Source organism: Methanobacterium lacus (assembly GCF_000191585.1).
Taxonomy (GTDB): domain Archaea; phylum Methanobacteriota; class Methanobacteria; order Methanobacteriales; family Methanobacteriaceae; genus Methanobacterium_B; species Methanobacterium_B lacus.
Genome location: NC_015216.1, coordinates 2,412,378 through 2,425,200 on the forward strand (window position 1 = coordinate 2,412,378; position 12,823 = coordinate 2,425,200).

At 35.5% G+C, this 12,823-nt stretch carries 12 protein-coding genes; 8 read left to right on the forward strand and 4 right to left on the reverse strand.

The annotated features are described in order from the left end of the window. Positions 1 to 133: 133 nt before the first annotated feature. The 4 genes from METBO_RS11720 (at position 134) to METBO_RS11735 (ending at position 4,297) form a co-directional block, all read left to right on the forward strand. Positions 134 to 904, forward strand: a complete 771-nt coding sequence (locus tag METBO_RS11720) for a serine protein kinase RIO (RefSeq protein WP_013645936.1) — start codon at positions 134 to 136, stop codon at positions 902 to 904. Between the two features lie 58 nt (positions 905 to 962). Further along, on the forward strand, positions 963 to 1,541 hold the full coding sequence (locus METBO_RS11725) for a KH domain-containing protein (RefSeq protein WP_013645937.1): 579 nt from the start codon (positions 963 to 965) through the stop codon (positions 1,539 to 1,541). 73 nt (positions 1,542 to 1,614) lie between these two features. Next, complete coding sequence (top6B, locus tag METBO_RS11730) at positions 1,615 to 3,231, forward strand: DNA topoisomerase VI subunit B (protein ID WP_013645938.1); 1,617 nt, start codon at positions 1,615 to 1,617, stop codon at positions 3,229 to 3,231. Beyond that, on the forward strand, positions 3,221 to 4,297 hold the full coding sequence (locus METBO_RS11735) for a DNA topoisomerase IV subunit A (protein ID WP_013645939.1): 1,077 nt from the start codon (positions 3,221 to 3,223) through the stop codon (positions 4,295 to 4,297). The genes top6B and METBO_RS11735 overlap by 11 nt, the downstream gene beginning before the upstream one ends. A 340-nt stretch (positions 4,298 to 4,637) precedes the next feature. Here METBO_RS11735 and METBO_RS11740 read toward each other — a convergent pair whose 3' ends face one another. Together METBO_RS11740 and METBO_RS11745 are read right to left on the reverse strand one after the other, a co-directional pair. Beyond that, entirely contained in the window at positions 4,638 to 6,008 is a 1,371-nt protein-coding gene (locus METBO_RS11740; RefSeq protein ID WP_013645940.1) for an MFS transporter, read from the reverse strand. Between the two features lie 149 nt (positions 6,009 to 6,157). Further along, positions 6,158 to 6,589, reverse strand: coding sequence for an SRPBCC family protein (locus METBO_RS11745; protein WP_013645941.1), 432 nt, complete (start codon positions 6,587 to 6,589; stop codon positions 6,158 to 6,160). 551 nt (positions 6,590 to 7,140) lie between these two features. Between METBO_RS11745 and METBO_RS13465 the strand changes: the two genes are divergently transcribed. Then, complete coding sequence (locus METBO_RS13465; RefSeq protein ID WP_013645942.1) at positions 7,141 to 7,287, forward strand: DUF2197 domain-containing protein; 147 nt, start codon at positions 7,141 to 7,143, stop codon at positions 7,285 to 7,287. 308 nt (positions 7,288 to 7,595) lie between these two features. Continuing rightward, positions 7,596 to 8,612, forward strand: a complete 1,017-nt coding sequence (locus METBO_RS11750) for a phosphorylating glyceraldehyde-3-phosphate dehydrogenase (RefSeq protein WP_013645943.1) — start codon at positions 7,596 to 7,598, stop codon at positions 8,610 to 8,612. Between the two features lie 44 nt (positions 8,613 to 8,656). Here the strand turns inward: METBO_RS11750 and METBO_RS11755 are convergent, their stop codons facing one another. Beyond that, on the reverse strand, positions 8,657 to 9,202 hold the full coding sequence (locus tag METBO_RS11755; RefSeq protein ID WP_013645944.1) for a hypothetical protein: 546 nt from the start codon (positions 9,200 to 9,202) through the stop codon (positions 8,657 to 8,659). A gap of 143 nt (positions 9,203 to 9,345) precedes the next feature. Here METBO_RS11755 and METBO_RS11760 point away from each other — a divergent pair, with 143 nt between their 5' ends. Then, positions 9,346 to 9,978, forward strand: coding sequence for a PHP domain-containing protein (locus METBO_RS11760; protein WP_013645945.1), 633 nt, complete (start codon positions 9,346 to 9,348; stop codon positions 9,976 to 9,978). 402 nt (positions 9,979 to 10,380) lie between these two features. Next, on the forward strand, positions 10,381 to 11,520 hold the full coding sequence (gene pscS / locus METBO_RS11765) for an O-phospho-L-seryl-tRNA:Cys-tRNA synthase (protein WP_013645946.1): 1,140 nt from the start codon (positions 10,381 to 10,383) through the stop codon (positions 11,518 to 11,520). Between the two features lie 680 nt (positions 11,521 to 12,200). On the opposite strand, the gene METBO_RS11770 is transcribed toward pscS, so the two are convergent. Further along, positions 12,201 to 12,665, reverse strand: a complete 465-nt coding sequence (locus tag METBO_RS11770; protein ID WP_013645947.1) for a GyrI-like domain-containing protein — start codon at positions 12,663 to 12,665, stop codon at positions 12,201 to 12,203. Positions 12,666 to 12,823 lie beyond the last annotated feature (158 nt).

A 12,823-nucleotide genomic window follows, 5' to 3' on the forward strand; every position in this document is an offset into this window, starting at 1 on the left:
CTGATAAAAATCCATACTATTTTAAACTTAAAATCTTTTAATCTACTAAGTTATTTCTATTAATACTGTCCATTAAAATGTTAATAGAGTAAATACTAATTTGAAATTGAGTAGAAGCATTTTGGTGAAATTAATGTGCTCTAAGGTATCGAAAGCAGATAATGACTTGAGAAAACTCCTATCTGAAAAGCGTTTAAAGGGTGATGAAGACAGAAAAGTGGGGAGTGAAGTTTTTGACAGGCTCACACTTGAAACCCTCTACAAACTTGCTAAGATGGGTTACGTTAACCAGCTTCAAGGAGCCATCAGTACAGGAAAGGAAGCTAATGTATTTAAAGGAGTAGATGATCAGGGAAATTTTGTTGCTGTGAAAATATACCGGGTAAGCACTTCAGATTTTAAAAAAATGCAACAGTATATCCAGGGAGATCCAAGATTCAATGTAAAAACTTCCAATAAACGCCAGATCATTAATACATGGGTTACTAAAGAAATGAGAAATCTTAAGCGAGCTCTCGAAGTTGGTGTGAAAGTACCAAAACCCCTGGTGGCAAAGAACAACGTTCTGGTCATGGAATTCATTGGTGATGATATTGGAAATCCTGCACAGTTAATGAGACAAACAATAATCTCAAATCCTGATTATGTTGCAGATAAAATACTGAATTATGTTAAAATACTTTATAATAATGCTAAACTTGTTCATGGTGATTTATCAGGTTACAATATTTTAATTGACGATGGAGAACCTGTTATTATTGACATTTCCCAAGGCGTCACAGTCGACAATCCAATATCAAGGGAGCTTTTAAATAGAGATATAACCAATTTAGTCAATGATTTTAAAAAAATGGGTGTTGAGATATCCAAAGATGAGATTAAAAGTAAAATTATGGATGTATGAGATTAGTAAAGTATATTATAAAGGATATGAATATATTTATATAAATTGAGGTGAGATCATGCCTAACACAGAATACCTCAAAATTCCCCGCGAAAGAGTAGGGGTCTTAATTGGGAAAAACGGCATTACTAAGGATGAAATTGAGAATTTGACTAAAACAGACATAAACATCGACAGTGAAACTGGAAGCATTTCAGTATCACCCACAGAAGCAACTGAAGACCCATTGGCTGTTTGGAAATCAAGATATATTGTTAAAGCTATTGGCAGAGGATTCAATCCAGAAATTTCTTTAAAACTTTTAAGTGATGAGACCCTCCTGGAAATAATTAATTTACCAGATTACGTTGGTAAATCCAAAAAGGCTATAATGAGACAGAAAGCCAGAATAATTGGTAAAGAAGGACGTACCAAGGATATTATCATTGACATGACTGGTGTTGATATTTCTATCTATGGAAAAACAGTTGCCATCATTGGAGGCATGGAACAAATACACATAGCCAAAGAAGCTGTTGAAATGATATTAAACGGTGTGAGGCACAAAACTGTTTATGCATTCCTTGAAAGGAAATCAAGGGATATGAAGATCCAAGAATTCCATAGAATTGCGAAGGATGAAACAGACATTACATAAATTCAAATTTATAGATTTTATAAATTTTTAAATACTTGATTATGGATCCATAATCATTTTAAGGAGGCTAAGTTTGGAGAGAGAAGCATCAGAACTTTTTGAAGAATTTAAGGAACTTACAGCATCTGAATTTTTCAGAAGGAACAAACAAATGCTGGGATTCTCAGGAAAAATAAGGTCCCTCACAATGGTATTTCACGAGCTGATAACCAACAGTTTCGATGCTGCAGAAGAGGCAGGAATCCAACCTGAAATATCCATAGACCTTAAGAGAGTTGACAAAGACCATTACATACTTAAACATAAAGATAATGGGCCAGGAATTCCAGAAAATTACATCACCAAAGTATACTGTACCATGTTTGCAGGTTCTAAGTTCAGGAACATTCAATCCAGGGGACAGCAAGGTTTAGGTTGCAGTGGATGTGTGTTGTTGTCTCAGATGACCACAGGTAAACCTGCAAGAGTAATTTCAGGCTATAAAAAAGGTGACGAAATTAAAGGCGTTGAAATGACCTTTAAAATGGATGTTAAAACCAATAAAGGTCTGATACTCAACAAGAAAAAAGTAGATGTGGATTCTACTGGTGTTGCAATTGAACTTCAATTCAAGGATGTATCCTATTCCTTAAGTGAACAGGGTGCATTTGAGTACATTCGAAGGAGTATGATTGCTAACCCACATGCAAAGGTTACGTTCCGAGATCCTACAGGACAGCTGTTTATATTCCATAGGGCAACTGAAATCATACCACCACTTCCAAAAGAAGTTCTTCCACACCCTAAGGGAGTTACGGCCGATGATTTGATATTCATGGCCAAACACACCGATAAAAGAAGATTTAGAAGTCTTTTAACCAGTTCTTTATCAAGGATGTCCACCAAGAGGGTTAACGAGATCGAAGAAATAACCAAGATCGATCTTAATAAAAGACCTAAAGACATGAAATGGGAAGAAGCAGAACAGATCGTTGAACTTTTCGCCCAGATGGACTTCATGGCACCTCCTACTTCCGGATTGATCCCAATTGGAAAGGAACAAATTGAAAAGGGCATTAGAGAAATTTTAAACCCAGAATTTGTTGCAACAACCACCAGGAAACCTAAAACTTATCGTGGAGGAGTTTCTTTCATTATAGAAGCAGGTATTGCCTACGGAGGAAATTCTGGAAGGGTTGTTGGAGATCAGAAACGATCCGAAATTATGAGGTTTGCAAACAGGGTTCCACTTAGCTTTGATCAGGGAAGTTGTGCTTTGACAGAAGCTTTGAAGAGTATTGATTGGAAACGATACGGAATACGTGATATTGAAAATACACCCATAACTGTTTTTGTTAACATCGTATCTACCAATGTACCATACCTCTCAACAGGTAAGCAGAGTGTTGCGCCAGAGGATGAGATTCTTCATGAGGTCAGACAGGCCACAATGAAAATTGCTAGGAGTCTTCAGAAGTATCTTAATGCAAAGAGGGCAGCTAAGGAAGAGGAAATGCGTTCTAAAATATTTGAAACATATGTTCCAGTGATCCTAAAGGAAGCAGCCATACTGTCTGGAAGAGATGTTCCAGAGTATGAATACATACTTGCAAAGGTTACCAGAAGGCCTAAAATTCTGGATGAAATTGACAAAGAAACGTTACAAGAGTTAACTAATGATGATATGGTAGGCGATAAGGATGACGAGTAGAAAAGAACATGCCTTAAAGAGGAGAGATCTTGCAGTTAACAAACTGACTAGTCTCGGTGACAGGATCATCGATGATGTTGCTAAACAGACTGTTCCAGCAATACGTGTACCATCAAGGGGTACTTCTAACATTGTTTACGATGAAGACAGGCGTTATTATGTACTAGGAGATCGTTACGGGCAGAGATCCCTTGGAAATGTTAAGCAGATCAAAAAAATTGGTCAAATGGTTTACATGGCTAATTTCTGTAAGGGGCTTGTTCAAACAGGTAAAACTGCAACTTTAAGGGAAATGTACTATGTTTCAGAAGGTTGGGACATAGACTTTGGAGACCAGCAGGAATCAAACATTGTAGGTGAAGATTTAGAAGTTACTCTTGGGATCACTCGTGAAGATTTAGGTTTGATGCCAGAAGAGGATGGTGCCTCTGTTTATGGTGATATAACACTCAAAGACGATGATGTTGAAATCAATGCCATGAGAATGGGTAAGTCAGGTTACACCATCTCTCCAACCATTGATGAGGTTGAACTACTAGACCATAATGTGGAAAGGGTCATAGCTGTGGAAACCATGGGTATGTTCCACAGGATGGTTCAGGAGAATGCTTACAAAAAATTCAACACCCTTATTGTGGGACTCAAGGGACAAGCTGCACGTGCAACTAGAAGATTCCTTAAAAGGGTTAATGAAGAGCTTGGACTTCCTGTTTATATTTGTAACGATGGAGATCCATGGGGATTCCATATTGCCATGGTTATCATCTCTGGAAGTGCAAAACTTGCACATGTGAACCATGAACTTGCCACTCCAAACGCCAAGTTCCTCGGAGTTACAGCATCCGACATTGTCAACTACGATCTACCTACAGACCCCCTCAAGGATATAGATGTTCTAAGGCTCAAGGAACTTTACAAGGATCCGAGGTATCGTGATGAGTTCTGGAAGGTTGAAATTAAGAAAATGCTTAAAATAGGGAAAAAAGCAGAACAGCAGTCTTTCTCGAAGTACGGGCTCGAGTATGTTGTTGATACATACATCCCTGAAAAACTTGACGCACTATAAAATTAATGTGTGCTTCAAATTTGGTTGAAACCATTTATTTCAACCCCTTTTTTTTATTTTAGAGCTTAAATCAAATTATTTTTGTATTTTTAAGGTCCTTTTAGAAGTTTAAATCCTAAATTGTGGAAATGAAATGCTAGCACTAACCTTCTTCGAGATCTTATCTGACTAGCCATACCATGACTGCAAAGGGATTAATGTTAATATTGTCGGGCAGTTAAATCATTAAAACAGATTTAAAATCAATCTATTTAGCCAACAAAAAATTTACTATTTTTAATGATCCATGATTTTCGTAATACTGAATAGAACTGTCAATCAATATTTTTTTTATATAAATTCAATTTTTTCTTCTAATTATGAAGTAACCATATATCGATACAAAACAAAGAATCGCATATATCAGAAATGGTATTTTGCTGGTTTGAATGAAAATAATTTGGTTGGACTGAGTAAGTGATGCTGTTCCTATGAATATGGCGAGTACGGCTGTGGTTACTCCCATACCCATCATTTGTCCCAAAACCCTCATGGTGTTCAATGTTGCACTTGAAACTCCGTAAAATCTTTTTTCTACGTACTTCAATGAAATTTCAGTGCTTGATGCTGCTGAAAACCCATAACCCAATCCTATTATTGATAATGCCACCATTATGTATATTAAACTGGTGGTTTCTGTGAGGAATAAAAACAAAGCCAATCCAATACCTGTTAGGGCCATTCCAACAGCTGCAATATATCTGGGCAGTGTGAAATCAAGAAGTTTCGCAACTAGCAGCGATGCAATTGCAATGAATACCGATTGTACACACAACAGTAATCCTGTTTGAGTAGGGTTCAACATTCTGATGTCTTGAAGATAAAGGCTCAGGAGGAAAATTGTGAATATACCAGGGCCATAATTTACAAGGGATGTGAGATTGTTAATGATATAAACCCTGTCAAATAATAGCTTAGGATGAATTAAAGGATTTATAACCTTTTTTTGAAGCCATATAAACATTATTACACCCATAAATCCTATTATTAAGCATAATATGCCTAAGATGTTTGTAATTACTGAAAAGCCATACATAACAAGTATAAGTGAAATTGCCAGTACAGATGTGCTCTTAATGTCAAATATTTCCCCATCTTCTCCAAACCATTCACCCTTCAATTTGTAGATAAATAACATGGCAAAAACAGTTATTGGGATGGTGAAAAAGAATATACTTCTCCAACCCAAATACTCAGTTAAAAATCCACCTAATATTGGCCCTACTGAAAGTCCAACGTAAGCAGAAGCAACACTGATTGATAAAGGCTTGCCTGCTTCTCCTTCAGAGTGTACAGATGCCAGTAGGGAATATACATTTCCATAGATCATGGCACTGCCTATGGCTTGGAAAATTCGAGATATCAACAACATATTTCCTGAAACTGATAGAGCAGAGGTTATGCTGGCTAAAACAAAAATTATTAATCCATAACTTATGATACGTTTTTTACCGTAGATGTCCGCTATTTTCCCAAAGGGTATTAAAAAAATTGCTGAAAAAAGAAGGTAAGACGTGGGAATCCATGTTAAATATACAGAATTAAGCGAAAATGTTGTGGCAATCTCAGGCAGAGCAATGTTAATTGCCGAACTTACGTATGCAACTAAAAAACTGATCAAAACACTTAGTGCAAGGGCATACCTCTCAATGGATCTATTAGAGCTCACCATATAACCTTTGTAACTATTACTGTATCATATGTATTTTCAGTCCAAATTAAACTTATAAATCCAGTTATGTTCTTATTAATGGCATTTTTAAGACGATAACCTGCTTCATTAATAAATTACCTTAGATACTTTTAAACCGAGGTTTTTATCTATTTTTCTATTTCCTGTTTCAGGTAGTTTAAACCTGATTCAGTTGATTTTTTTAGGGTTTTTTGCATACTTCCAGATAATATACGGACTATCAAACCATCCCATGATTCTTCAGAACTGATAAGTGTTTGACTGTCAATAGGTTTTAGTTTCCAAACATGAACCGCATGAATACCCATTGTTTTTCCAGTCCAAACAAGGAGTTTAGGTTTTTCTATTTCCTGTAATTTAGAGCTTATGGTACCGGGTCCTGCTTTCCATTTGAATTGTGATCCTACAGCGAATTTTTGGTCCATTACAACATTTTTAACATCAGGATTCCAATTTGGCCAATTTTTGACATCGATCAATACATTCCACACCAATTCAGGATCTGCGTTGATCTTGACCTCGGCACATGCACTTGCTGGGGCATTTTCGTTGATCTTGATCTTATCCCCCCACTAACTCACATATAATTATTAATTTGTGGATTTATCTATTTGAAATTTATCTATCACCCTCTCTGACACATTATCTAAAATCAATCTCAGTTGTATATTCCACTAATATTTTCACCTATCTTATTCTAAGATTCAATGACAATATCCAACTTCAATTTAGTATATAAACTTCGTAATATCATTTTAAGATAAACAACAGCTGGACCAATTATCAATTTTAACCTGTTACATAGTCCATATACAAATATTTGATGTACTATCAACGAATTATATTATTTAACCTTGAAATTTATGGATTTGGTATTTTCAAAATAATACTTTCCATCTAAATGAAAAGATGCATAAAAAAAAATAATATATTTATTTGTGGGGAAAAGGGGAGGGGAATTTCATACATATCCCCATTAAGCAGATTATGGCTATTTAATAATGTAATGTATGAATTCTCTAACAATCTACATAAATGAGGATGTTATATTGGAGGGTTTAAATGAAAAAAATTTATGCACCCAACAACATAGTATAATCTGGTGAAGATCATGGCAGAAACAGAAACTGTGAAATGTGGAAGATGTGATGAATGGTTCGAACTCGAAAGGGAAAAAATTGCCAAGATAAAAAAGGAAGGAAAAGTTAAGGAATATATTTGTCCAGACTGCGATGAAGAAATAAAGGCAAATGAGTGAAAATAGTGTGAGAAATAAGACTCAATTTTTTTCTTTTTTTTTATTTTTATAATTTAGTTAATCTAAAAATGACTGGAGTAACCATGCTTCATGTCAATCCAAATTACTCTGTATTCTCTTAATTTTGAAGTTCAGAACATAAAATTTATAATACCATGAAAAATATAAAATGATCATGGAATAGTGTATTTAGAGTTAAATTACTCTTATCAAGTTTAATATTAGGTTAAGTTCCTGAAGAATGTTATAAAATCAGTGTTTTTTCATGATATTTATAAATAATTCCTAAAAAATTGGAGGTTTAGTTTATGAAAGCTGTTGGAATAAACGGATACGGTACCATAGGTAAAAGAGTAGCAGATGCAGTTTCTGCACAGGATGATATGAAAATTGTTGGTGTTACAAAAAGAACTCCGAATTTTGAAGCTAAACGGGCCGTTGAACTAGGTTACGATATTTATATGAGTGCCCCAGATAGGGAAAATTTGTTTGAAGAGGCAGACATTCCTGTTAAAGGCACAATTAATGACCTTTATGATAAAGTAGATGTGATAGTAGACTGCACACCCGGCGGAGTGGGTGCTAAAAACATGGCAGACTATGAAAAGGCTGGAGTCAAAGGAATATTTCAGGGCGGTGAAAAACACGACCAGATAGGAAGATCCTTCAACTCATTTTCAAACTTCAAAGAATCTGTTGGTGCGGACTTTACAAGGGTGGTCTCTTGTAACACAACTGGTTTGTGTAGAACATTAAACCCAATTAAAGAACTTGCAGGCATAAATAAGGTCAGAGCAGTCATGGTAAGGCGTGGTGCAGATCCTGGACAGGTAAACAAGGGTCCAATCAATTCAATAGTACCTAACCCGCCAACTGTGCCTTCTCACCATGGTCCAGATGTACAAACTGTTATGAAAGGACTAAAAATAACCACAATGGCAATTTTGGTTCCAACAACACTCATGCATCAGCACAACCTCATGGTTGAACTTGATTCCAGTGTCAGTGTGGATGATGTTCTAGATGTTCTTGAAAAAACTCCTAGGGTAATTCCTGTTGAAGCTTCCAGTGGTTTAGGTTCCACTGCGGAGATCATGGAGTTTGCAAAGGATCTTGGAAGGCCTAGAGGAGATCTGTTTGAAATAGCTGTCTGGAAGGAATCCCTCAACATCGTGGACAACGAACTATTTTACATGCAGGCAATACATCAAGAATCGGATGTGGTTCCTGAAAATGTTGATGCAATACGTGCAATGCTTGAAATGGAAACAGACCCACAGAAATCCATTGCAAAAACCAATAAAAACATGGGCATAATTGGTTAAAAACAATTATTCCATATTTTTTTATTAATTTTTTACTATTTTATTTAAAAACTAGACTGCACACTGCTTTGGTGGAGCACCTTAATTCCTTGCCCCTCAAACTCAGCTTTGAATCTTAAATCCTTTGTAAAAAGGTAAGCCCTATCATCATAGCCGTACGATATAAATAGTTTAAGTTGTCTCAGGGTTGTGCCAAAATTCTCTATTTTTGGTTTGATCTCCACGAAGTATCTGTCGTAATGATGTTCATGATCAGGATGGGGAGCTATATCTTCACTGTTGCAGTTTGGACAGCTATTAGTATCATTATGAGTTGTTTTACATGTTTTACAGATATAATGAGGCACTAAAAAAATTATATCTGGAGCACCAACTCTGAATCCAGAGTTAGAAACTATATATTCTTCAGCATGTATTTTAACGTTTTTCCAATCCCAATTTTCAGATTCTGAACTTCTGGATGTTATTAGTTTCTTTAGGTTTCCTGGTTTTAAAATCCAAAGCAACATCGCATCATGGTCGGGAGTGTTAAGTTGTTGGTCATCCAGTTTCCAGTATTGATCAAGACTTTGGTTATGGGATTTTTTCATAGTTCAAACACCTTTAGATAGTTTTTATTGGTTTACAACTAGATTATTCTTTCGAAAAAAATAGACGGCCATGATTGTTATGAATATGGATCATATGGTTTTAATGATAAATAGAATAGAAACATCCTACATTAATAGATAACATGAAATATGATTTTCACACCCATTCAAAATATTCAGCCGATGGTTATGTAAAACCAAGGGAACTTGTTAAGGCTGCAGTTAAGAAAGGTTTAGATGGTATTGCTGTAACTGATCATGGCACCATCAAAGGTGCTTTAGAAGCTAAGAAATATGAAACTAATAAAATTAAAGTCATAATAGGATCTGAAATTCTAACTAACATTGGAGAAGTTATAGGACTTTTTTTAATGGATGAAGTAGTGTCATACGATTTTTATGATGTTGTTGAAGATATTAAATCTCAAAATGGAGTTGTTGTACTGCCCCATCCATTTGATGGTGTGAGGGGCACATCAACACATCCAGATCAAAAACTATCTAGGTATGTAGACAGTGTAGAAGTGTTTAATTCCAGGTGTGTTCGTAATGATTACAACGATCTGGCACAAAAATACGCCAAAAAAAACCATTTGAATACCATTGCAGGTAGTGATGCTCATTTTAAAAATGAAGTTGGAAACGCAGGTGTTTCAACAGAAAGATCCGATATTCGAGAAGCCGTTATAAAGGGAGATTTAACTGTTTTCGGTCGAAGATCAAACATCCTAAACCCTGTTACAACCAAGCTGCTTAAGATATGGAGAAGAGCATGAACATCTAAAGAGGATGAACCTGTTTTTACCTTTGACTGCCAAATTTATCATTCCAGATCGTTGATTATTTTCTGTGTAAGGTCACGCATCACCATATTCAAATGCTGATTTTCCTCCATTAGCTCATCAAGTTTTGCATAATCATCTGAAGCTGCTTTGTTGTCTCCTCTTAAAATATATCCAGAATTTTGTAAAATCTCTACAGAGTATGCTATTTCCGGGATTACAAAAATTTCATGGATCCATCAATAGGAGTAAAACAAGATATTTGGTAAATCATATTCTGGAATTATGTTCCAAATAGTAACATGAAATAAATTTAATATAACCAATAACAGAACCAATAGCATAATAATTTATTCTCATTAATAAGGATGTACTACTCAATCACGGTGATTTGTTATGGATGAATGTCAAGATTATGGACTCACAAGAGATACTGAAAGAAAAAATTTGAATTTAAATCCACTTCAAAGGGGTGGTGTACTTCCACTTGAAGCTAGGAAGGCTCTTTATGAATTTTCTGATGGTTACAGTGTTTGTGACTACTGTTCAGGTAGGCTCGATGAAATAACTAAACCCCAGATAAATGGATTTTTAGAGGATCTTGCAGGTTTTATAAATACAGATTTTGCAAGAACAGTTCATGGAGCACGAGAGGGTAAGTTCGCAGTAATGCATGCCCTGTGCGAACCTGGAGATACCATAGTTATCGATGGTAATGCTCACTACACCACACATGTGGCTGCTGAAAGAGTGGGTTTAAACATGGTTGATGTGCCAAACACTGATTATCCCAACTACGAAGTTACCCCGGAATCATATAAAGAAGTTCTTGATGATCTGTATGATCAAGGTGAAGAAGTGAGCCTTGTACTTTTAACCCATGTTGATGGTAACTACGGTAACCTAGCCGATGCTCGGTCTATAGGTAAAATTGCACATGATGCAGGTGTACCGCTCCTTCTTAACTGTGCATACTCCATGGGCCGATTACCAATTGATGCGAAAGCATTGAATGCAGATTTTGTTGTTGGTAGTGGACATAAAAGTATGGCTGCATCTGGACCCATTGGAGTCTTGGGTTTAAAGGAAGAATGGGCAGATATTATTCTTAAAAGATCCGATAGGGCTCAAGTTAAGGAACTTGAAATGCTTGGATGTACCAGCCGTGGAGCTCCTGTTGCAACCCTCATGGCATCATTTCCCCATGTGATTGATAGGGTGAAAAAATGGGATGTTGAAGTTAAAGAGACCAGAAAATTTGTTGAAACCCTGGAAAATATTGAGGGCATTAATCAGTTAGGTAAAAAGCCTAAAGAACATGATCTCGTTAGATTTGAAACTCCAATATTTGATGAAATTGCAAAACACCACACAAGAAGAGGGTTCTTTTTGTATGAAGAGCTTAAAAAACGAAAAATAGTTGGAATTAAACGTGGCCAAACAAAATGGTTTAAGTGCAGTGTGTATGGATTTAGTGCTGAACAGAAGGAGTACATCGCAGAAACCTTCGTTGATATAGCTTCAAAAGATTACTGATATATGAACTAAGTACTTTGTGTTGATCCTTGTTTTAGGTATCAACCCCAATTTTTTTATGATATATTTTTTTGTCACTGAATTATCCAAGAAATAGAGAGAAGAACAAACCCCAGTTTGCACAAAGTAAGCTTCATTTATTTGAAGTTTGTGTTAGATATTAGTCTTTAAATACTGAGAACTATCATTCTGTTATTAGGTCATCTATAGATTCTTCCTTTGAAGTTGAAGTATGTATATCTCATGGGTGCTCCAAGCACTGGATAGTCATCTTCAATAAATTTATTCAATTAACCTTTTTATACTAATCTAATTTCATTTAAGAACATTATGCAAATATATCATGAATTAATTCGTGAACAGAAATCTCAATTTTTACTTTTACTAATTCAGATACTCTCTACACAAATTATACCTTCGTATTCATCACGTATGCAACTTCTTTGAATGTTGTAAAGAAATGTTGACGGCCGCCAATCAGTACAGCCAGGTCAATAACCGCAGAGTTATTTATCAATCAAATCCATTATAGCTGCCACATATCAAGTAAAAAAAAGTTATTCATCCAAATTTTTTTGTTTTTCTTTATATTTCTTATCGTAAAAAAAATTGTAGTGGGTACTATTTTTGTTGGATTGAACTGTAATTGCTGATGTTCAGTTTATAAAATCCAAATAAACTCATCCCATTTTTATGACAGGAAACCTAACTTCTGTCAACAATTCTTCAGCTGAAACTTCGCTTGGATCGTTTAAATAAACCTCTGTAACAGGCCCCACAATATCATAACCATTCTCATCAGCATACTTTGCTATTGCTTGTATTACTGGACCAACTTCAGTATAAGGGCCTTTGTGGATAGCTGCTAGTACTGTATGTTCTGGTATCTCCTTAAATCCAAGCATACCTTCTTGAAGCTTCAAATCCCCATCAAATGAAAATCCTATTTCGTACTCCAACTCATTTTCAGGAACTTCATCTGGACTGTTGAAATATGCTCCATAAACCATTCCTGTCATTTTAAGACCGTCATCAATTACCAGCTGTCCTACTTCCTGAAGATGGGCTGGTATTTTACTGTAACTTCCTTTGTACTGTGCATATGCTACTTTAGTTTCTTCGATCCTTTTTTCAAGTATTTCCATGATTTTACACTCCTAACTTAAATTTGTAGATCATAGATATTAAAAATAGTTGTGTGGGTTTCAAGAAACCATGCTAGAAAACTAATATGTAAAAAAAAAGAACCAGACAAGAAAATGAAAGAACCTATGTTAAAAAGTTAAAAGAAAGTGTGTTGATG

Excerpts from the sequence above, each read along its gene's own strand:
- METBO_RS11720 (WP_013645936.1), top strand. The coding sequence starts at position 134 with ATGTGCTCTAAGGTATCGAAAGCAGATAATGACTTGAGAAAACTCCTA.
- METBO_RS11725 (WP_013645937.1), top strand. The coding sequence starts at position 963 with ATGCCTAACACAGAATACCTCAAAATTCCCCGCGAAAGAGTAGGGGTC.
- METBO_RS11735 (WP_013645939.1), top strand. The coding sequence starts at position 3,221 with ATGACGAGTAGAAAAGAACATGCCTTAAAGAGGAGAGATCTTGCAGTT.
- METBO_RS11740 (WP_013645940.1), bottom strand. The coding sequence starts at position 6,008 with ATGGTGAGCTCTAATAGATCCATTGAGAGGTATGCCCTTGCACTAAGT.
- METBO_RS13465 (WP_013645942.1), top strand. The coding sequence starts at position 7,141 with ATGGCAGAAACAGAAACTGTGAAATGTGGAAGATGTGATGAATGGTTC.
- METBO_RS11750 (WP_013645943.1), top strand. The coding sequence starts at position 7,596 with ATGAAAGCTGTTGGAATAAACGGATACGGTACCATAGGTAAAAGAGTA.
- METBO_RS11755 (WP_013645944.1), bottom strand. The coding sequence starts at position 9,202 with ATGAAAAAATCCCATAACCAAAGTCTTGATCAATACTGGAAACTGGAT.
- METBO_RS11760 (WP_013645945.1), top strand. The coding sequence starts at position 9,346 with ATGAAATATGATTTTCACACCCATTCAAAATATTCAGCCGATGGTTAT.
- pscS (WP_013645946.1), top strand. The coding sequence starts at position 10,381 with ATGGATGAATGTCAAGATTATGGACTCACAAGAGATACTGAAAGAAAA.
- METBO_RS11770 (WP_013645947.1), bottom strand. The coding sequence starts at position 12,665 with ATGGAAATACTTGAAAAAAGGATCGAAGAAACTAAAGTAGCATATGCA.